This window comes from Enterococcus sp. DIV0840, from assembly GCF_050527835.1.
Lineage (GTDB): Bacteria > Bacillota > Bacilli > Lactobacillales > Enterococcaceae > Enterococcus_L > Enterococcus_L ureasiticus.
Genome location: NZ_CP172876.1, coordinates 2,343,966 through 2,365,448 on the forward strand (window position 1 = coordinate 2,343,966; position 21,483 = coordinate 2,365,448).

The 21,483-nt window shown below is 34.4% G+C and carries 22 protein-coding genes; 7 read left to right on the top strand and 15 right to left on the bottom strand.

What is annotated here, in order from left to right; genetic code table 11:
* Positions 1-297 precede the first annotated feature (297 nt).
* The 3 genes from IGL98_RS11140 (at position 298) to IGL98_RS11150 (ending at position 2,195) form a co-directional block, all read left to right on the top strand.
* The gene (locus IGL98_RS11140) at positions 298-675 is read left to right on the top strand and encodes a helix-turn-helix domain-containing protein (RefSeq protein ID WP_069646630.1); all 378 of its coding nucleotides are present in this window, start codon (positions 298-300) and stop codon (positions 673-675) included.
* A 4-nt stretch (positions 676-679) separates the two neighbouring features.
* Positions 680-1,357: an ImmA/IrrE family metallo-endopeptidase gene (locus IGL98_RS11145; protein WP_206843393.1), complete on the top strand. Its 678-nt coding sequence runs from the start codon at positions 680-682 to the stop codon at positions 1,355-1,357.
* A gap of 679 nt (positions 1,358-2,036) precedes the next feature.
* Positions 2,037-2,195: a hypothetical protein gene (locus tag IGL98_RS11150; RefSeq protein ID WP_206911479.1), complete on the top strand. Its 159-nt coding sequence runs from the start codon at positions 2,037-2,039 to the stop codon at positions 2,193-2,195.
* A gap of 141 nt (positions 2,196-2,336) precedes the next feature.
* Here IGL98_RS11150 and IGL98_RS11155 read toward each other — a convergent pair whose 3' ends face one another.
* The 4 genes from IGL98_RS11155 to IGL98_RS11170 are packed head-to-tail and all read right to left on the bottom strand — an operon-like array spanning position 2,337 to position 4,669.
* Positions 2,337-2,714 (bottom strand): hypothetical protein, encoded by a 378-nt coding sequence (locus IGL98_RS11155; protein WP_206843391.1) that lies wholly within the window; start codon positions 2,712-2,714, stop codon positions 2,337-2,339.
* 2 nt (positions 2,715-2,716) lie between these two features.
* The gene (locus IGL98_RS11160) at positions 2,717-3,988 is read right to left on the bottom strand and encodes a hypothetical protein (protein ID WP_339099582.1); all 1,272 of its coding nucleotides are present in this window, start codon (positions 3,986-3,988) and stop codon (positions 2,717-2,719) included.
* A 7-nt stretch (positions 3,989-3,995) separates the two neighbouring features.
* Positions 3,996-4,382, bottom strand: coding sequence for a hypothetical protein (locus IGL98_RS11165; protein ID WP_206843388.1), 387 nt, complete (start codon positions 4,380-4,382; stop codon positions 3,996-3,998).
* Positions 4,379-4,669 (bottom strand): TIGR04197 family type VII secretion effector, encoded by a 291-nt coding sequence (locus IGL98_RS11170; protein WP_206843386.1) that lies wholly within the window; start codon positions 4,667-4,669, stop codon positions 4,379-4,381. Before IGL98_RS11170 ends, IGL98_RS11165 begins: the two co-directional genes overlap by 4 nt.
* Positions 4,670-4,995: 326 nt before the next feature.
* Here IGL98_RS11170 and bamE point away from each other — a divergent pair, with 326 nt between their 5' ends.
* Positions 4,996-5,505: an outer membrane protein assembly factor BamE domain-containing protein gene (gene bamE / locus IGL98_RS11175; RefSeq protein WP_206843385.1), complete on the top strand. Its 510-nt coding sequence runs from the start codon at positions 4,996-4,998 to the stop codon at positions 5,503-5,505.
* A gap of 75 nt (positions 5,506-5,580) precedes the next feature.
* Here the strand turns inward: bamE and IGL98_RS11180 are convergent, their stop codons facing one another.
* Genes IGL98_RS11180 through IGL98_RS11190 form a run of 3 tightly spaced genes read right to left on the bottom strand, consistent with a single transcriptional unit; the run spans position 5,581 to position 6,866 of the window.
* Entirely contained in the window at positions 5,581-6,144 is a 564-nt protein-coding gene (locus tag IGL98_RS11180; RefSeq protein WP_206911477.1) for a hypothetical protein, read from the bottom strand.
* Positions 6,137-6,457 (bottom strand): hypothetical protein, encoded by a 321-nt coding sequence (locus IGL98_RS11185; protein WP_206843383.1) that lies wholly within the window; start codon positions 6,455-6,457, stop codon positions 6,137-6,139. Before IGL98_RS11185 ends, IGL98_RS11180 begins: the two co-directional genes overlap by 8 nt.
* A complete protein-coding gene (locus tag IGL98_RS11190) occupies positions 6,447-6,866 on the bottom strand; it encodes a hypothetical protein (RefSeq protein WP_206843382.1) in 420 nt (139 codons plus the stop codon). The genes IGL98_RS11185 and IGL98_RS11190 overlap by 11 nt, the downstream gene beginning before the upstream one ends.
* A 597-nt stretch (positions 6,867-7,463) precedes the next feature.
* Here IGL98_RS11190 and IGL98_RS11195 point away from each other — a divergent pair.
* Positions 7,464-7,931 (top strand): hypothetical protein, encoded by a 468-nt coding sequence (locus tag IGL98_RS11195; RefSeq protein WP_206843380.1) that lies wholly within the window; start codon positions 7,464-7,466, stop codon positions 7,929-7,931.
* A gap of 345 nt (positions 7,932-8,276) precedes the next feature.
* Here IGL98_RS11195 and IGL98_RS11200 read toward each other — a convergent pair whose 3' ends face one another.
* The gene (locus IGL98_RS11200; protein ID WP_206843378.1) at positions 8,277-8,483 is read right to left on the bottom strand and encodes a hypothetical protein; all 207 of its coding nucleotides are present in this window, start codon (positions 8,481-8,483) and stop codon (positions 8,277-8,279) included.
* An 838-nt stretch (positions 8,484-9,321) separates the two neighbouring features.
* Here IGL98_RS11200 and IGL98_RS11205 point away from each other — a divergent pair.
* Positions 9,322-10,452 (top strand): hypothetical protein, encoded by a 1,131-nt coding sequence (locus IGL98_RS11205; RefSeq protein ID WP_206911476.1) that lies wholly within the window; start codon positions 9,322-9,324, stop codon positions 10,450-10,452.
* A gap of 469 nt (positions 10,453-10,921) precedes the next feature.
* On the top strand, positions 10,922-11,122 hold the full coding sequence (locus tag IGL98_RS11210; RefSeq protein WP_010760878.1) for a cold-shock protein: 201 nt from the start codon (positions 10,922-10,924) through the stop codon (positions 11,120-11,122).
* Positions 11,123-11,303: 181 nt separating this feature from the next.
* On the opposite strand, the gene icd is transcribed toward IGL98_RS11210, so the two are convergent.
* From icd to IGL98_RS11245, 7 genes are all read right to left on the bottom strand, one after another.
* Positions 11,304-12,581 (bottom strand): NADP-dependent isocitrate dehydrogenase, encoded by a 1,278-nt coding sequence (gene icd / locus IGL98_RS11215; protein ID WP_206843376.1) that lies wholly within the window; start codon positions 12,579-12,581, stop codon positions 11,304-11,306.
* Positions 12,578-13,723, bottom strand: coding sequence for a citrate synthase (locus IGL98_RS11220; RefSeq protein ID WP_206843374.1), 1,146 nt, complete (start codon positions 13,721-13,723; stop codon positions 12,578-12,580). Before IGL98_RS11220 ends, icd begins: the two co-directional genes overlap by 4 nt.
* A 182-nt stretch (positions 13,724-13,905) precedes the next feature.
* A complete protein-coding gene (acnA, locus tag IGL98_RS11225; protein WP_206911475.1) occupies positions 13,906-16,614 on the bottom strand; it encodes an aconitate hydratase AcnA in 2,709 nt (902 codons plus the stop codon).
* A 504-nt stretch (positions 16,615-17,118) separates the two neighbouring features.
* The gene (locus IGL98_RS11230; RefSeq protein ID WP_206843370.1) at positions 17,119-17,634 is read right to left on the bottom strand and encodes a hypothetical protein; all 516 of its coding nucleotides are present in this window, start codon (positions 17,632-17,634) and stop codon (positions 17,119-17,121) included.
* A gap of 1 nt (position 17,635) precedes the next feature.
* Positions 17,636-17,920 (bottom strand): toxin C-terminal domain-containing protein, encoded by a 285-nt coding sequence (locus tag IGL98_RS11235; RefSeq protein ID WP_339099581.1) that lies wholly within the window; start codon positions 17,918-17,920, stop codon positions 17,636-17,638.
* 437 nt (positions 17,921-18,357) lie between these two features.
* Positions 18,358-18,660 carry a hypothetical protein gene (locus tag IGL98_RS11240; RefSeq protein WP_206843368.1) on the bottom strand — a complete coding sequence of 101 codons (303 nt, stop codon included), beginning with the start codon at positions 18,658-18,660 and terminating at the stop codon, positions 18,358-18,360.
* An 8-nt stretch (positions 18,661-18,668) separates the two neighbouring features.
* Positions 18,669-21,446 (bottom strand): hypothetical protein, encoded by a 2,778-nt coding sequence (locus IGL98_RS11245; RefSeq protein ID WP_206911474.1) that lies wholly within the window; start codon positions 21,444-21,446, stop codon positions 18,669-18,671.
* Positions 21,447-21,483 lie beyond the last annotated feature (37 nt).

Sequence of the window (21,483 nt, forward strand, 5' to 3'; positions counted from 1 at the left end):
AGTGATTTTTTAACTCCATTCTCTTTTATCACTCCTCATTTAGTAAATTAGCTAATATATAATAAAATTGTTGACTAAAAATAGCATTTGCGCTATTATATAAGTATAGTTAAATAAGCTCTATTCTACTTCTGTCGCTTTCTCATTTAAGAGATTGACTGCTAGAATGGCTTTGTCTAACTATTTACTGATAAATTAGCTTATAAGAACATTTTAATAGTTTAAAAGCTAATTGTCAACTAAAAATAGCTTAAAAGCTAATGTTTTTTTCATTAAGCTTATGAAAGGTTGAAAAACATGAGTTTAACTTACAGAATTAAAGAGCTGGCTGACAAGAAAAAAGTTACTTTTGCTGAAATCGAACGCAATACAGGTATTTCCAATGGACAAATTCGGCGTTGGGATACTTCTTCTCCCAAAATAGAAAATATCCAAAAAGTAGCTGATTACTTTGATGTTTCTACCGATTACTTATTAGGAAGATCAGCTGTACCTTCCATTAAAGAAACGGCTCAAGAAGAAAATCTTTCCTCTCAAATTATGTTTCGGATGAACACAGAAGGCTTATCTGAAAATGAAGTAGATGAATTGAAAGATGAAGTAGATCGTTTTCTTCGTTTTAGAAGATCTGAAATTGAACGTGAACGAGAATTAAAACAAGACGACAAGGCGTGATTGGATGACAGAGCAAATTGATGAATATCTTAGTTTTTCGGATAAAATAAACGATTATATCTCAGCTTTGATGGTCGCAAATAATATCGGTTATGAAAACTACGACTGTTCCTATCTTTGGGATTTCGTAAAATCTAAGGGAGTTTCAATGCGCAGTTTTCCTTTCGATGGCGTGGCAAGAGATCGTATTTCTGGTATGATCGTTAAAGACTCTTTAGAGACAACGATTGGTTATAATCAAAACATGAGTGAAAAAAGAAAGAATTTTACGATCAGTCATGAGATCACTCACTATTTGTTTCATATGACTGAAAATGATACGATTTTTACTGATACAGACCACAGTCTGCAATATTCATATAATGAAGTCCTTCATGAATTCCAGGCGAATATTGGCGCTTCTGCGATTCTTGTGCCGGATGTCGTTTTCTTTCGCTTTTTAAAAGAAGGATGGAATTTATCCCAATTGTCGAACCATTTTGGGATATCAGAAAGTGCCCTTTATGTCCGTTTGATTCATACGATGCAGGCCAATTTTGGTGTTTCTTATATTGCAGCTAAAACGAATGCAGATGCTATTCGGTATAAATTTAGCGGTAAAGGACAGCGTGCGGCTGTTGAGCTTGGAACTAATTTAGAGGCACGGTTGTTTCGAACGAATCGGTTTATCGAAGCGTTGTGACAGAAATATAGAAAGTGAAACTAAAATCAGGTATTTACTGACGATAGTTTCACTCTTTTTTTTGTTTAATTAGTTATTTTTGTACAAAAAAAACACCACGACCGTCGTCTGTGGTGGAAATGAAGGTTGTTATTTACTCTTGGTAGTTATTTCCTAACCTATTATATCGATGTAAAATGCCGTCAAATAAGGATTTTTATATTTTTCTACACTTCAAATAACATCATATTAACCGCAGTGTGTGGAAAATTCTGTGGTTAATTTTTTAATTTTATAATCATAAGGTGAAGTATCTTGTTCCGGACAACAAGAACAAACGTTCATATAATATTTTCAAGGTGATGATAATGAGATATGTAAAAACAGTATATCTAAACGAGCATATACGACCATCACAATATTTTTACTCTTTGCATCTTGTGCCCTTTCGCAAGGTGTCATCAAAGCGAATTAACATCGAGGAAACTGTATATAATTTTTGGTCAATCCCAAAAATTAATACGCGAGATTATTTACTGGCATTCCCACTCGAAAAAATAGACCATTTTATTGTTTTTGAATATGTAGATCCATATCAATATCTAACTTTATCCAGTAAAAAAGTTTATAAGAAATCTGACTTTAAAATGCAAAAGAAGAAAGTTGAATATATCTATGATGATTGGGAGCGCGCGGAACCATGAATTTAATCAAGGAATATGAAAATGGTCTACTAACCTATCAAGAATTTCAACAGTTTATATGGGGGTGCGGTCAACGTTTAATTAACGATGTTGGATTGGATAAGTTTGTTTTTTACTTAAACGCTGAGGAAGGTGAATATTACGCAAAAGAGTAGCTGTGTTGTTTTTGATAATAATTGAATCAACTGCAATCAACCTTAATCATCAATATAAAAACCAGAAATATTCCTAACATTATTTCTGGTTTTTTGCTATTTAAATTCTGTTATATCGTATTGCCGGAGCTGCTATACAAATTACTTAACATCAATAATTTCTACTCGCTCAGCTAAAACCCATCCATTCATTCCATACGAAGAATATAAAACTTGATAGGTCAAGTGCTCTTTTCTTATTTCTTCTTCCAACTCTTCCAGTGAATTATGTTGCATTGGCCATACATTTTTTTTTCCTTTAATCAATAGCTCTTTATTTTCAGTAAAAAATTTATCTAAAGCTCTTTCTTCTAAATCTAAAATAATACTGTAAGGCATTTCATCATAAAATTTGTAACATAAAAAGTTATGGAATATAATTTGTTTTTCTTTATCGTCGTCAGAAATATTAATAACTATATCCTTATTTTCAAAATTTACAAAATAGCTTTTTATTTCATAATCATGTACCATATTCATTTTTACCATTCTCCTTTTTGTCTAGGTGGTCTTTTATTCCAATCCCACTGATGTCTATGTGGAAATTCATGTGTTCCGTCGTCAGGGTGATTGTAGTCTATATCTTCAATTGGAAGACCATCTGGACCATAGTATCTCCTTTGTTTTACTGAACCATCATCATTTAATAGGTCAGCAGATGAGTTTGGATCACCTTCTTTATCCAGATTTCTTTTCTCCGAATCAAAGACTTTATGTTTCTTAGCAGGTTTACCTTTTTCACGACTCTTATCTAATTCCACAGTCTCATCTATTGTATTGATAGTAGGCGCATTATTTATTATATCCGAAATGGACTGTCCAGCTTTGAGTATCCCTGTCCCTTTTTTAATAACATCCGCTATTTTTCCAGCCTTTCCTAGATTTCCTAAAATACCGCCAAATCCAGGAGCAAGGGGCAGTTCATTTTTCATCACTTTCAGTTCTTCAACTTTGTACTGATCTTTATTTAAGTAATCTTTACACTTTTCTAAGTGTTCATAGAGTTCCGGATATTTATCTGGGGAAACAATTTTTCCGTCTTTCATTAGATACCAATGACCTAATTCATTTTTAACGATTTCATATCCATCTAATTGACCAATTGCTTGTTTTACTCGTGCATCTTTCACTTGTTGTTTCATTTTTTCACGTTGCTTCCATCGTGTATGAATGGGTTTTGCCCAAGTCATGTCTAAACGTTTCAGGTCAAATGTTCCTGTTGCTGGATTCCACGCTTTAGAATTGGCTACCTGTGCCAAACCTGTATTAAATTCTTGCTGACTCGCTTCATAATCTGAAAAGAATCTTGCTGATTGACCATCGTAAGCATGAAACTTTTCTAATTTCTCTCGACGTTTATCAATACTTTCACAGGCATTGATATATCTCCGTTCTAAGTCTGGTCGTGGTGTTTTAGCCGTACTCATCTGGTGATCTAAACGCTGCTTTAACTGCTCAAACTGATTAATCTCTTCTAGGATCAAATCTTCATCCGTATCAATCCCACTTACTGTTCCTTGATATTCACTAAGAAACTTTTTATGCGCACTTTCCAACGCTTCACCTGTCATTATAGCAGATTGACATAAAGGTGTATAAGCGACCATGAAATAATTTTTCGCTGAATCATAGGCCTTACTTGATAATGGCGCAGATAAAAAGAGTTGAATGCTCGCTTGTAATGATGTAATAGCCTGATTTGCTTGATTGGTCAATTGAGAAGCTTGTACTGATCGTGCCTGTGCTTCGCTCACGTAAAATTTAAGCCCCATTTTCTTTTTCCTCTGGTTTCTTCCAAAAAACTTGTTGCTCAGCCTTTAGATTTTCTTCTTGATCAAACAACGTCCGTTCATCTTTTTTTAGCTGAAGGAGTTGTTCATCAAATTCTCGTTGGGCTTTTTTAGCAAGATGAAGGCTCTCATCTCCTCTTTCTTCAAAAAAGGCTCGTTCTTCTGCTTCGCAATTACCTAAGACAAAATCATAGGCCGCCTGTTCTTGTTGCTGCAACTGGAAAAATTCTTCTTGTTGCTCTTCTATGTAGCGTTGCTCTTTTCTAATAGCTAACTGATCCTCTTGGAGTTGTTCCAAACGAATCCTGAACTGATAATTTTTTTGATCAACTTCTTGTTGTTTCTGGATCTCACTCATGAAAAACCTCCTGGAAGGTTAAATTTCGTCAATTGAGCAATATTATGATCGATTCGTTCAAACTCTTTCGCAACGGAATGAATGTTATCACCAGCTGAAACAACACTGGTAGATAATGCTGCTAATCCTTGTTGGTAGTTATTGAGTGATTGTACAGCTGGGGCGTTGCCTGAAACATTGGTGCTAGAAGCCGATACAGAAACACTTATACTATTTAATGCGCTAGCAGACTGACTAAAAGAAGCCGAAATACCACTGGCAATACTTGAGTTACTATTTATAGACATTTCCCTTCTCCTTATTATCATAATGTGAGATTTAATAATATCATATTATGAATAATTTATAAATATGTCATATAAAATATCCAAAAACACACGCCTATTTTACCATAATAGTTTTTCTATATGGATCAAACAATTATATTAGATGGCAACATTGTAGGATTAGTTAACGATAGTGGATCGGCTCGGTGGGAGTTTGAGAGTTTAGAGGATGCTGTAGAGTTATATAGGTTGGTGGTGTTGAGTGCGAATATCGAGGATAGGATTGCTAAGTTATGCATGGATAGTTTATAATGATACCTTATAGTAAATTTAAAGGAGTTTATCTTATGAAAAAGAAAATGCTTGTTGGTTCCGTTATAATTATATTAGTTTTACTGTCTTTCGGCTTATATCATTGGTACACCTCTCAACAAAATACTATTACAGATTTATTTAATGATATGGATATTTCAAAATTGTCTGTAGATGATATAGAAAAAAAGATGAAGCAAAGCAGTGACAACCACGGGTATCAATTCAAAAAGGAAGGGGATGCTACATTGATTCTTGCTGAAGAAAGTAAGAACGGGGCTACATTAACTTATCAAAAAACCAACAATATAATTAGTATCCTGAATTTTGATTCTGGTTTCGATAAAGTAAAAGACAGTAAAATAACCGATGATCAAATAAAAAAAATAGAATTTGGAATGACCTACCAAGAAGTTTGTGAAACATTAGGTTCTCCCACAACAGCATCAAAAAACCAAACTAATAAGGTTGTTTACGCTACATGGTCAAAAGGGGTTGGAGATTCTATAGAATATCGATTTGATGATGATGAAAAGGTCAAATAAATTTAAGCAGCCCCCACAATCGTGAGGGCTTTTTCTTTACACAAAAATACCGACCGGTTAGGGTCGTATAAAAGTTTAACTAACTCTTATTATTTCCTCAGATTCCATTCGGCAATGCAGAATAATTAATTTTGATAATAATAGATAGTACCCAGCATTTTTCAAAGAATATTTTCTATTAATTTTCTCGTCTTCATACAATTTTTCAAAAATTTCTCTTTTAATAGAAAATATATGATTTAAATCTACTACGTAATCCTGTAAATCAACAAACGGTAAATACAACAAAGAGTTCTTGAGGTTTTTACGTATCGCATTCCCATCATTTATTTTCCCCATCAACTTAATTGGGATAAAAGGAGCGAAATTCAAATAGTCTCTTCGTGAAGCATCGCATGAGTTACTGAGCAAAATCGCTTTTACTGGTTTTATTCCAGGAGCTTTAGTGAGGTCTTCAAGTAAAAATAAAGGGATATTTTCGAATATGTCTCCTTGAGCTAATCCCTCTATTTCATAAGAAGTCACGTATTTACCATTATCTTCAAAATTAAACTGCTCCAAAATTTCTTTATCTAACTCTCCATATGAAAAAGAGGGTAACATTTGCTCCAAAAAATCGAAATATGTTTCTTTATCCATAGTACAAATCTTGCAAACTTTTGTTCTTATAATTGTCTCCGTAATATGTGTTTGCAGCTTCGCTATATATTTTTTCTTCCTCTTCAGTAAAGTCCTCTGAGTTAGGTAAGATATTAGTGATACTAATTTTATTTTGAAAGCTTATTTTTTTAAAATTATTTTTGGGAATAATTTTCCCTTTACCTTCATAAACTACATATTGAGATATCACTGGATGTCCATGGCCGACAGAATTAACCATTGTTGGAGATAACAACGCCATTGTAAATACTACTTTAGAAACACTATTAACTGTTAAAGTATTAAATTCCATCCTGATCATCCCTTTCATTAATAAAAAAAATAGTACTTGCTAGTATCTCATCACTTTCAATAATTTCAACAGTATGTTGCCCATATTTTTGTACCTCGAAATCGTTTAGTTTAAACCCTAATGTTGCCGATTTTTCAGTGCTTGGTTGTGGTACTTCTAAATAACCAGAATCGAAAATCGATTGCTCTTCACAGTCTTTAATGACTACCTTCAGCTTATTAACTTCAGTTTCTGTCCAATCTGTAAAATTAAATACAATTTCGAACGTAAAACTTCTCTGTAAATTCGGTAAGTTTACCTCGCTTAATGGATTTGTAAGAATTAACTCTTCATTTTCAATTTGTGTTTTTCGCACACAAATCAAATTAAAAATTTTCAAACTTACTCCTCCTTTCTCTTTATATACCATTAGTTTAACCTTCCTAACAACTATTATCAATGCTTTTTCAAAATTTTTCAAACAAAATATTTTTTTTTAACTCATATACTAAATAGTTAGCTTATAAGCTATTTTATATTTAAAAGAACAGTTTATCCTATCACTACTCTTTTAAAACTCTCCCAATATCAAAATTATGTATACTGTCCCCCGATAATCAACGAAATCTATTTAAAAAAATCCCACCTCAAAAGAGATGGGAAAGGAAATAACTTTTATTCTAGAAGATACTCGAAAACAATGTTCCGATAATGTTAAACAACGAATTTGGATGTTTTTGTTTTCTCCAAAGTTTTTTCCACATTCATAACATCCCCTTTTTTCATATTCAGCTTTTATATCAGTTTATCATTTACGTTATCTGAATTCTAGTTTTTATTTGCAAACGCTTATCCTATGTACAAGCCCTGCCAACCAAAGAAAAGTTTTATCACTCTCTAACTAACCAATGGCATCATACAAAAATTAAGAATGTAATAAAATTGTTATTTAAAGATTTATTTAAGCATCATATAGGTATATTTATAAGATATATAACCTTATAAAAATTAATTAAGGAGTGATTTAATGTTAAAGAAAAAATTGTTGGTTGCTGTTGTTGGTTTGGGGTTGCTATTTTTTGGTAATACATTGCAAGCAAGCGCTGTTGCAAAAGGCAATCCAGATGATTTGAAAATTGATGCAAAAGCAAATGAAGAAGCTATTAAATTTGTGGAAGAGCATGGAGGTTTAGAGGATAGTCCTGTTTCTATTGAAAACTTAACTACGCAAGAGCCTACTGAAGCTATTCAAGCCAACCTAAGATTTAGGTTAACGCGACATGTACCAGGAACAGAAAAAATCTATACAGCAAATGTGTATCATTACGGCAGAGAAGAGATAAAATGTAATTACTTGGTCCCAACAGGATTCGGGTGGGATGACAATGGAATTCCTATGCATGCAGTTTTTAATTGGGGCGGTCACGGAAGTAATCGTTTTGGTTTTGGCAACGTTGGTGATACAGGAGTAGGTGGATACGGAACCGGAGGATAGTATTGGCGTAAATTTTTTACAGACGTTTCTGGAAGAGGAAGAGTTTACTATTGGCTTTCAGCTTGGGACAGAAACCACTTAGTTTGGGGTTAGCAATATGAAATAAATAAAAAATAAGCTCTCGCAATGAGGGCTTTTTCTTTTAATTATGAATAATACCTCTAAAGAAAATAAGCCTACCTCGATTAAGAGATAGGCTCTAGAATTAGACTAGCCTTAAATTCCGCCAGTCCCCCATACATTACTTGGATTATTATCATACGGACCTTCTGCTACATATCGGCGCTTTCCGCTAGCCGCAACATAAGTTAACCAAACATGCTCGTCCGCAATTAAATAGCCATCCTAGGTAAATGATTCACCTTTTTTATAGGTTGCAACAATTGAGCCTTTGCGATTAGGCTGATCTCTAACGTTCAAAGCATCAACAGTTACAGTAAATCTCCCTGATTTATCTTTTTTGCTTGAGGCTGCAGAAGAATTATGGTTTCCGCTTTGATCGCTTGACCAAGGTGGACGAATCCAGCCCTTAATCACTCCCAATGATTCCACATACTTTATATACCTTTTTTGAGCTGGCTGATTGGCTGATCCAAAATATGTATCGGAACGATTAGGCCACAAGAAAATCACTACAACATTAGATACTTATACTCACCTATTAAAAAACAAAGAAGCCGAAACGGGTGATATGTTCGGTTAAATCCTTGATAAGCTTTAATTTTTTTTAGCCTCAATTGTGGAAAAATTGTGGGAAAAGAATTTCTGACGAACAAAAAAGCAAACATAAAATAACTACCATGTATAACAAAAAGCTTTTACACATAGCTTCAAACAACACAAAAAAACCACCACGACCGTCGTCTGTGGTGGAAATGAAGGTTGTTATTTACTCTTGGTAGGAGTAAGTATGAAAAACCAATTCGGGATAATTGGCATGAAGACATATTAGCATCTCTATTTAAAATAAAAATGAATCCCTATTTTGTATTTCATAAAAAAACTATGAGGAATTACTCATAGAGTAACTTTTTACGTTTTCCTATTGTTTATCTCCTTTTGGACCATATTAGTTCCAACATTTTTATGCCTGTGCTACACTTTTATTAGTACCAAGAAATGTTACCGATATATTATTTAGCTGTACAAATCAATCCCTAGAAAATAGATGAACTGGCGATGAAACCAAGAATGTTTCATTACCAATTTCCTAATTTGCTATAGGATCAACTGATTTGTTCCGCTTTTAATTATATCTAGCTTCGCGAGCTAGCGCTTCGGGAAAAAGATAAAATATGCCTGTGGCCAAAAGCGCCACAAACACATTTTCCTATTTTTCTGTCAGAGCTAAACGAGCCCGCTACGCTTTAAAATTTAGGAGGAATGTATTATGTTAGATCAAGAAAAAGACAATTTATCTGTTCTATTCTCTGACGAAGTTCAAGGTCCCTTTGTAACATTTATTCTGAATACTCATGTCGCTCACCAAGATGTCGAAAAAGATTCTTTAGCCTTCAAAAATTTTGCTAAAGCTGCAAAAATCCGCTTCGAAAAAAAATATACTGATTTATCTTGGGCACCATTCCAAGAAAAAATCGATGCTTTACTGGCTGATGCATCCTTTTGGCGTAATGCAACCAAAAGTGTATCAATCATTATTAGTGAAAAAGACATCTTTATCCATCGATTAAATGTTCCCGTTGATGATCAATATTACGTTGACGATCGACCTTATCTCCTAGGAATCATCAAAAATAATCAATTTAACTATCGTTATTATTTAATGGCTTTAAATCGTGATTCTATGCAACTTTATTTAGTAGAAAACAATCAAGTGAAAACAGTTGATTTACCAGCTGACGCACCAACTGATCTTGTTGGCGCTTTAGGTGATGAGCTGACTGGTGGTAGTATGAACTACTCCATTCAAGGCGGAACCGGATATAATGGCTCTTCCAAAGAAGGCGTTGCCTATCACGGTGTGAATACTAAAGACGAAGAAGTAAAAATCGACTGGACGAACTACTATCAAGCCATCGATAATTACTTAAAAGACACATTTGTAAACTCTGATAACTTACCAATTCGTTTGTATGCTCTACCAGAAAACCAAACACTATTTAAAAAAATCGCGAAAAATCCTTATTTAGTAACGGATGCTTCTGTTTCTCTCTCTCCTGCGCAAGTTTCGTTTCAGGATATTGAAAAAGGCGCCCATAAAATAAATCAAGCACTAGAAACAATCGAAACAACAGCTTATAATCAGTTATTAGACAAAAAATTTGTCGATCAGCTTGTTGATATCGTCCCTGCATCTGATGAAGGAAAAGTATCTCATTTCTTCATTTCTGCTGCCAATTTTGTTAATGAAACAACGGACATGTCGACAGAAGAATTTGACCGCCGTAAAGTTTTGAATAAAGTCACAGACAATGTGCTTAGAACTGGTGGAAAAGTCTTTGTCTTAGATCAAAAAGCTGCACCTGATGAAAAAACCTTAATGGCTGTTCTACGCTACTAAACGCTGAAATGGACAAGAGCCACTCAACAAATACGTTGAGTGGCTCTTTAATTAAGTTGATTAAATATTTTTTTAGCTATAAAACCATGTAAAAACTATCTATTAGTAAGGATAACCTTATTCTCATCTAAACAATCTGAACCCTTCCTACTTTCAAATCTATGCAGCTCCAAGGCTGCGCCTTCGGAATAGATTTCTACGATATAACTCTATCATTACTTTCATATTTAACGCTCAATACTTCTATACTATAACAGAAATAAATTTATTTTGACAATTAATCCTTATTTCTTAACAAATTTTTATTTTTCAGAGAGATATTACTGGTCAACTGGTGTAAAATATGCTATATTAAGAGAGTAGTTTTTGTTCGGTAATATATGTGTAGCTGTTTCAAATAAACATCTTCCACATTTTCACCTTTCAAGTAATTGCAAAATATGTGTATATCACAAGGAGGATTTTTATTATGGAAACAGGTACAGTAAAATGGTTTAACTCAGACAAAGGTTTTGGATTTATCACTGCAGAAAACGGTAACGATGTATTCGTACATTTCTCAGCTATCCAAGGCGACGGATTCAAAACTTTAGAAGAAGGTCAAGCAGTGACTTTCGACGTTGAAGAAGGCCAACGTGGTCCTCAAGCTACTAACGTTAACAAAGCGTAATTAACTTAACTTTAGTAAATTCAAAACCTGACGATTATTCGTCAGGTTTTTTTATAACAAAAAAATGTGTGTGGGACAAAAGTAAAAAGCACTTTTGTTTCACACACTAACTACGAATAAACGGTGGAAACAGAAGTAACTTCTTCGGAAATAAGAGGTTACTTCTGTCCCATCCACATTTTTAATTACTTTCAATCAGTCTAACTAACTCTTCTCCAAATCCCGAACAACTCAATAAGGTTGCTCCTTGCATTTGATCTGCAAAATCTTTAGTCACAGTTTTATTCACTATAGCTTCTTCAATGCTTTTAGTAATCAACTGAGTAACCTCTGACCAGCCTAAGTAATCAAACATCAATGCACCCGATAATAATAACGATGAAGGATTCAATTGATCTAATCCAGCGAACTCTGGCGCTGTTCCATGAGTCGCTTCAAAAATGCCATGTCCCGTTTCCAAATTCAAGTTTGCCCCAGGTGCAATCCCCACACCGCCAACTTGTGCAGCTAAGGCATCTGAAATATAATCTCCATTTAAATTAAGCGTAGCAATCACATCATACTGTTCAGGATGCAATAAAATATCTTGTAAAAAGATATCTGCGATTCGATCTTTAATAATCAACTTCCCTGCGCTCTCTGCTTCTTGTAACTGCTGATCTGCTTGTGCTTTGCCTGCTTCATTTTTTATTTGCAAATAGTTTTCCCAAGTGAAAACTTTATCTCCAAATTCTTTTTCAGCTAGAGCATAACCCCAGCTTTTAAATCCGCCTTCGGTAAACTTCATGATATTACCTTTATGGACCAACGTTACTGATTTACGTTTGTTTTTTAGCGCATGTTCAATGGCGCCTCGAACTAAGCGTTCCGTTCCTTCTTTAGAAACAGGTTTAATACCAATTGCTGATGTGTCTGGAAAACGGATTTTATTCACACCAAATTCTGCTTTTAAATAAGCAATTATTTTTTCAGCTTCTGGGCTTTGAGCTGGAAATTCAATACCTGCATAGATATCTTCCGTATTTTCTCGAAAAATCATCATATCCGTCGTTTCTGGATGCTTTAACGGTGAAGGTACCCCCTCAAAATATCGGACTGGTCGGTAGCAAATGTATAAATCTAATTCTTGTCTCAACGCTACATTTAATGATCGGAAACCTCCACCAATCGGTGTCGTCAATGGACCTTTGATTGCTACAAGATGCGTTTTGATCGTTTCTAATGTTTCATCTGGCAACCAGCTTCCTGTTTCGTTAAATGCTTTCTCTCCTGCTAAAACTTCGTGCCAGACCACTTTTCGGGTTCCTTTATAAGCTTTATCTACAGCTGTATCAAACACTTTTTTTGCAGCTCGCCAAATTTCTGGACCAATCCCATCCCCTTCAATAAACGGAATAATTGGAAAGTTAGGAACCTCTAGTTTTCCGTTTTCCAACACAACTTTCTCTCCATTTTTCATGCTTCCATGCCTCCCGAATGTAATGTCGTGTTCAAATCACTATATTTCAACTGCTTTGGACCAATATAATGTGAGCGTGGTCGAATTAGGCAATCTTCTTTTTTCTGTTCATCAATGTGACCTAACCAGCCAGAAACTCGACTCATCGCAAAAATCAACGTAAACAAATCACTATCAATATCCAAGCAATGATAAACCGTAGCAGAATAAAAGTCGACATTTGGAATCAAGCCTTTGGTCTCTTTTAAATAGCGTTCAACTTGGCAAGATAAAAAATACCACTGCTCTTTTTGAGTCAAAGCAGTTAATTCTTTTGCCAATTTTTTTAAATGTTTTTTTCTTGGATCTTCAGTTTTGTATACGCGATGACCAAAGCCCATAACTTTTTCTTTACGATCTAACTTTTGATTTAGATACTCTTCTACATTTAAATTTTCAGAATCAATTTCCTTTAACATGTCAAATACTTTTTCGTTGGCACCACCATGTAGCGGTCCTTTTAAAGAACCAATCGCAGCAGTAATGCATGAATAAACATCTGACAACGTAGAAGCACAGACTCGAGCCGTAAAAGTGCTGGCATTTAAATCATGATCTGCATGTAGCACTAACGCTTGATTCATTGCCGCAACTTGTACTTCATCCGCTTCAACTCCTGTTAACATATAAAGAAAATTTGCCGCCATTGACAAATCACTTCTCGGAGGAATTGGATCAAGCCCTTTTCTCAAACGTGCATACGCTGCAATGATTGTCGGCATTTTCGCTTGTAAAGAAATGCTTTGCTGATACGCCGATCGTTCATCTGTCTCTTCTGCATTCGGATCAAACACACCTAATAATGAAATCGTTGATCGCAAAACACTCATTGGGTGAAGATTCTGACGTGTTTGAATTTTTAAACAAGTAATAATCGTCTCCGCTATTGGCATTTGAGCAGATAAATCTCGTTTAAATTTCTGTAATCCTTGATTTGTCGGTATTTTCAAATACCATAAGAGATAAATAACTTCTTCAAACTGAACATTTTCAGCTACTAAATCATCAATATTATAGCCTGCAAACAACAGCTGATTCTCTACGATCGAGCTGATTTTTGTTTCAGAAACAACAACACCTTCTAAGCCTTTGTGAATCTCCATCCAAGTACCTCCTTATTTTAGGGCTCGTTCTGTCTCGACTGAAAAATAGGAACTGATGAATGAGGTAAAGAGCATCTCATTCATCAGTTATCTTTTTTTCGAGAGACTAGTCCATATAGCTAGAGATAAGTAAAATAACAACCTTCATGTCGCTTTATCTCATAATTTTTTCTTAGCTAAAATTAACTTTGAAGTTTCTTACGAATCACCATCGGCAAAATTCCACCGTGCTGGTAATACGTGATATCAACCGCTGAATCAAAACGAAGAATCGTTTCAAATTGAATTTTTTCTCCATTTTGTTCAGTCGCAGTGACTGTTACATTATCTAAAATGCCTTTTGTTTCATCAATATCAATGTCGAATGACTCAGTTCCTGTTAGTCCTAAGCTATCCGCATCTTCACCTGATTTGAATTGTAACGGCAAGACACCCATCATCACTAAATTAGAACGATGAATCCGCTCATAACTTTTGGCAATTACAGCTTCCACACCAAGTAACTGCACACCTTTAGCTGCCCAGTCTCTTGATGACCCCATACCGTAATCATCTCCCGCAAGAATGACTAATTTAGTACCTTGTTTCTGGTAATTCATCGCAGCATCATAAATCGCCATTTTTTCTTTTGTTGGAGCAAATACAGTATATCCGCCTTCTGTACCTGGAACTAACTGATTACGAATCCGAATATTGGCTAGTGTTCCTCTCATCATCACTTCATGGTGACCACGTCTGGCTCCATAAGAGTTAAATTCGCGAACTTCAACACCTCGTTCAATCAGATATTGACCTGCTGGACTATTTTTTTGAATACTTCCAGCTGGTGAAATATGATCTGTTGTAACCGAATCACCAAATTTTGCTAACACAGCTAATTGTTTTAAAGGCTTTCTCGGTTCTCTTTCTTTCGTCATTCCTTCAAAATAAGGCGGATTTGCAATATAGGTAGACGTTTCTTCCCAACCATACAAAGCTTCAGCATCTGTTTCAATCTGATTCCATTCTTCATTATCACTAAAAACCCGTGCATATTCTTGTTTATACAATTCAGGTGTGACACATTCATCGATCAACGCTTGAATTTCGTCTCTAGTCGGCCATAAATCATTAAAATAAATCGGAATATCATTTTCGCCAATTCCAATCGGTTCGTTAAACACATCAATATTCACAGTTCCTGCTAATGCGTATAAAACAACTAAGGGCGGAGAAGCTAAATAATTAGCTTTAACTAGTGGATGGATACGTCCTTCAAAATTACGATTTCCGCTTAAGACACCTGATGTTAGCAAATCGTTTTCTTTGATGACTGCTTCAACTTCGGATTTTAATGCTCCTGAATTGCCAATACAAGTCGTACAACCATAGCCAACTAAATGGAAACCTAATTGTTCTAAATAAGGCAATAAACCGGCTTTTTCTAAATACGCTGTCACAACTTTTGACCCTGGAGCTAAGGAAGTTTTTACATAGTTTGGCACATTCAAGCCTAGCATTGCCGCTTTTTTAGCTACTAAACCTGCGCTTAACATCACGAATGGATTAGAGGTATTCGTACAAGATGTGATTGCTGCGATTGCCAGGGCACCTGGTTTTAATTGATGATGAACGTCGTCCAACTCTAAACTGACGCTTTGTTTCTGCTGCTCTTCAGAAAGACCAAATCCTTGTAATCCTTCTGGCGCTTTCACAGCTTGTTCAAACGCTGTTTTCATTTTTGACAAAGGAATCAAATCCTGTGGTCTTTTGGGTCCTGCTAGGTTTGCTTCGATCATACTTAGATCAATTTCGATCACTTTTGTATAATTAGGTTCTTGATCGTTTATCGGATCATAGAACAATTGATTTTCTTTTAGATAGCGCTCAGCTATTGCTACAGCTTGATCTTCCCTTCCTGTTAGTCGCAGATAACGAATCGTCTCATCATCTACAGGGAAAAAGCCACATGTTGCTCCATATTCTGGCGCCATATTTGCTACTGTCGCCCGATCAGCTAAACTTAAATGAACTAACCCTGCGCCAAAGAATTCGACAAATTTCCCAACAACTTTTTGTTCTCTTAATACTTGAGTCACTTTTAAAGCTAAGTCTGTTGCTGTCGCTCCTTGGGATAGTTCATTGTTGAAACGGACGCCAACAACTTCTGGAATAGGAAAATAAGACGGCTCACCCAGCATACTGGCTTCAGCTTCAATTCCACCAACACCCCAACCCAAAACACCTAGTGCGTTGACCATTGTTGTATGAGAGTCTGTCCCAACTAGTGTGTCAGGATAAAGTAAAATTGTGCCATCTTCTTGTTTGTTTTGCGTCACAACAGATGCTAAATATTCAATATTAACTTGATGAACGATCCCAGTTGCAGGAGGTACGACACGGTAGTTATCAAAGACTTTTTGTGCCCAACTTAAAAAACGGTAACGTTCTTGATTGCGTTGAAATTCCATTTTCATGTTTAATTGTAGCGCTTGTTTCACTCCAGCAACATCCACTTGAACTGAGTGATCGACCACTAAATCGACTGGGACTTCTGGATTGATTTTAGTGGGATCTCCGCCGAAATCAGCAATTGTTTTTCGTAATGAGGCTAGATCAACGATTGCTGGGACACCTGTAAAATCTTGTAGAATCACTCGAGCTGGTTTGAATGGGACTTCACCTTTATTTGGCTGATTTGGAGACCATTGCGCTAGTTGATCAATATGTTCTTTTGTGATCCCGTTATGATTTATCTGCCTCAACAACGATTCTAATAGCACACGAATACTGTATGGCAATTTATTTATGTATTGCTGTCCAGAGCTTTCCAATGATGAAAGTGCATAATAGTAATATTTTTGATGATTCATTTCAAAATACGTTTTTGCTGTTTGTGTTTTGGTGGTCAAAACCATCCCTCCCTGATTTAATCATTTTTGATACCGTCAATGCTGTATTTCCGCAATTATACCTACATAATTAGGAAATGTAAATATATCGACTTGTAAATCAAGTTACATTAACTGACACCATAAAGTAACATTTATGTCAGATTCAAAACATCTACATAAAGGGGTTTATTTTGAAAAACTAATTTATTCCTGCACAAAAATTAGTTGTTACACATATTTAATACATTTTATTTTAATCATAATACAATCGTTTTATTTTTAAAATGCAGATAACATTTAACAGGAAATTACTTACTTATTACAGTGAGTTTTTTTAGTTATTTACCGTTTTCATGTTAGTTGAATTTTTATTTTATTTTTCTATGAATGGTTAGTATAATCTTTGATATAAAAAATGTTACATGATTTAGTGGTTGTTCACTAATCATGTAACAATTTTTATGAATTACCTCTATAAAAATTTATTTCTTTTCACTCAACTAAATATTATTTTAAAAATACTTAGTCTTCAATATATGGAGATTCAATATTTTCCAGGTACAATCCAGATTTTTTAATTAACTTGTTCGTTTTTGGTAAACTACTTTTCACTCCAATATACATATAATAATCATAACCAAAATGGATAAAAAGATTTTCACTAACAAGTTTACACCAAATTGTTTCTCTAAGAATCAATTTTAACAACATGCTAATTTGTGAACTAGAGACAATTAAATCATTTTTTAAAGAATTGTATAATGACTCTAACTCATTCTCCGTATTTTTATAATGTTCTTTAAATCCAATCTTTTCTAATTCTTTAATTCTTAATGTCTCAATTTTTAATTCGCTCATTGCAGATAATACAATTTGTGTGTAGGCATTTTCTATAGCTAAATACATGTCCATAGTCAATTGAACACCATTAAATTCTTTTCCAATATCCGCAATTGATGTCCACTCATCTTTCAAATAAACACCTTTACTATTTCTATATTTTGGATTATACTTTGTTACTCTCCAACTGTTGTACATTTTAATCTCCTATTCTTTTCAAATCTTTATCATAAGTTCCACTTCTAGTTTTTTTACTGCCTAGTCCTTCTAAAGTATCTGCACCTTTCCAAACGCCTCCATTATGAGAATCAACATCTGGAGTGATATATTTGGGATTATTTTTTTTATTTTTAAAAACTGGTTGCCCATGTGATTTTTCATTTATCTTATCATATCCTAAAGCCTTCGCTGCATCACTTGCTTCTTTTGAAGTTACTTTTGATATACTAGGATCCCACTGATAAGAGCAAGGAACGAGCGCCAAATCGTTTATGGAAGAATTGTGTTAGTTCGGGACTAGCTGCTCCGTTTAGATGAACCATTCCCATTTAAATCTCAAATCATTCATATCGAACTTATTCACGCCCAGAGTTATCATCTGCTTGTATTACTGTTTTTTCAGAAAGTAATTTAACTTTATTTAAATTTAATTCTAAATTTTCTAGAAACAGACTTTCTATATCCTCCAATTCAGTTCCTATTTATATAGCTTATTTGCAACAAACTAACTTCACTTGCTATCCCTAGTTGAGGAATAGGTACAAATAATAAATTCATTGCTTCATTATCTCATTCTTCATACTTTCAATAATTTCAACAACTAAAACTGAGAAAATTTACTTATACTTTCTTCTTTTTTTACTTAAATACTTAATTGTTTCATTCTTAAGAATTACTACAAAAAATCACCCCTAATTATTATTAACTATTTCTTATTAATGTAATACATTCTCTCATATACTTTTTCAGTAAGTGTGTATCCTTACATTTTTTTTCATACATATATTTTGACCAATCATTATTTTTAATAACTAAAATCTTAAAATTTCCATTTTTATCAAACTCTGGATACCATCCCACATCAATTATATACATTCCATCATATTCTACCTGAAATAAATCTTCCTTTAAAAAATCTACTTGATCCTCTATTTTTTTTTCAAAAGAGATATCATTATCATCATATAAAACTTTTCCTGGGGTAAAATCAACATCGTTAAACACTTGTATCACTACTTTCCTATTAGTTTATTAAATTCCAGTTCTGTAATTGGATGACCATGTATAGTATTTGAACTTTTCTCAACCCTCATAAACCTTGTTTCTTTACCAGAACTTGCACCAATAATGTCATCAAATTCCATAACCTTCCAAGGTTTTCCATTACTAACGTTTTTTCCTTCTTTCCAAACCTTTCGTTCTAAATGTTCAATGTTAATTCCTTCTTTATATTTTGCAGGACCATTTTTAGTTGAACTTACTATATCTTTCCATTTCATATTCTTGGGAGGATAGTGTTTATATCCATGGTTAGTCCATTCAATTAAATCAGGATCCCAATGATGCCCCTCACCAACTAGCGTGACTACTCCTTGCACTAAGCTGATTGCATCTCCTACATATAATCCTAGCACATATTCTTTACTTTTTCCTTGCCAATCTTTCAGATAGCCTGTCCGATCTGTTCCAAAGAGTGCATCTAAGATTTGCACCCCACCTGTATTGATTGTCCATTCTGTTACTAAACCTTTCATAAAATCTAGAACTGAGAAAGAGCCCGGTAAGAGTAGGGAGCGAGCGCCAAATCGTTTATAAAAGAATTGTGTTAATTCGGGACTAGCTACTCCGTTTAGATGAACTTGCATACTCATTCCCACTTGAACTAATTCAATCTGGTTTTCGTTTCTCTGTACTGTATCGATCAAGAGCTTATATTTTGTTGCTGACTTACTGGCTATTTTTATATAGTACATACCGGGTAGGAATGTTCCACTTACTTTATGATTTGTTGTTTCCCAAGTTTTACCAATCATCTTTTTGTGATTTTGATCATAAACTTCGATTGTTGTGGGCGCTGAATTGGCTAAATAAAATTCTAGTTTTTGTACGTCAGATACTTGGAATTTATAGTATTGGGCGCCTTTTACATCTGACAAATCATCCTGCATAGTTTCATTTAAGGGTAAGTTTATGGCATCTTCAAATGCATCTTCGCCAGTAAAACTCACTTGATAGCTGCCACGAACATTGGCATTTTTTCCACGAACTTTAACATAATAGATACCTGGAGTTAATTTTTTCGTTAGAGTATTTTTAAAGTCTCCACTGATTGATTCTTCCTGATCATTATATAACTGTCCAATGACCTCTGTATCACCAGATAACTGAATGTTATATTTTCCATGCTCATAACTTGGAATAAAGATTTTAAAATAATCTTCGTCTCCTGCATACTTAGAAACCTCACCAAAATCAATTGTATCAGTGATTTTTTGATTTTTTATTAGCAACTTAGATTCTTTAAAATTTCTGTTACTGTCATTAGAAATATTTTGTTCATTGATTTTAAAAGAAAAGTTTCCTTGTGTTTTTACTTCTAAATAATACTTTCCTGCCTGAAGCTCTTTGAGTATTTTTGAATCTAGTGCTTGTCCATTATGATTTAATGTGGTAATAGTTTTTTGATTCTCATCTAATAGCGTCATTGTTCCGAATAAATCTGATTTGAATGAGAATTCATGTTCACGGAAGACAGTGCCTTGTGGTTTATCCCATACAAAGAATTCATATCGTTTGATTTGCTCTTTATCTGTGGCCCCTATTGATCCAGAATATGAACCTGTTGAATTGATACGGATTGGTTTTTGTTTTAATGTTTCTTCTGTGTCTATTCGAACAGAATAAGAACCTACTTTACTGTCCGCATAACCTTTGACTTCTAAATAGTATATTCCTGGTCTCAAATTTTCTTTAGTTATCTTAAAATTTCTATTACCATTACTATCATCATCACTTGCCACTACCTCACCTTCACTGGTGTATAGTGTACCGTAATTATCAAAATCACCGGTTGCATACATTATATATTTATCATAAATCGTTCCTGCTTGGCATTCCGGCACTTCAATTCTGTAATAATCTTTGTCTCCTTTAAAGTCGATTCCTTCTGAATAATCTTTGTTTATTGGTAGAGGTACCGCTGTTCCATGATCGTAATTCTCATCTTGTCCTAACTCTCTATCTACTCGAACCACATATGAACCCGTTCTTGTATTGCTAAGCTCTCGTACTTCTAAATAATATATCCCAGATTGTAAGTCTTCTTTGATTATTTTGAAATCTCTATTGCCATTTCCATCATCGTTGCTTTCTATTACTTTTCCTTCGCTATCATATAATGTCCCGTAACTATCAAAATTACTCGTGGTATACATTGTATATTTATCATAGATCGTTCCTGCTTGGCGTTCTGGCACTTTGAATTGGTAATATTTTTTCTCACCAATTAATGAAATATTTCCAGAAGATGATTGATTCAACTGTAGCGGTATACTTTGTGCAAACATTGAATTGTTTTGTCTTAGTCTCGACGGTTCTAACGGAAGTGGCATATTCCTTAATTCAGACTTACTTTCTTTTTCAGTTGTCTTTTTATTTTCCGCTTTTGAATCATCTGTTTTCTTTTCAGTCACTGACTGTTCTTGCGTTACTTCGCTACTAGTTTCTGACGTCCAGCTTTCTTCCGATACCTCCCTTGTTGCCGATGTTTCACTTTCTTCCACAGATGAATCTAGAATAGATGTTTCTTCCGTTACTTGAGTAGCATCTTCCCTAGAATTCTCCGTCTGCTCTTCCTTTTCTTCATACAAATCCATCGTATTCGATAAATTTATTTTCGATATATCTGCTTGTAAAAACAATTGCTCTGTTTCACTCTCAGACATTTCAGGTGTTGAAAAATTATAAACACTCTTCTCATCTTTCCCGATTATCTGCTGTTCAACTTCCAATAAAACTAAGGGCGCAGTATTCTTTGTCTCCCCTTGA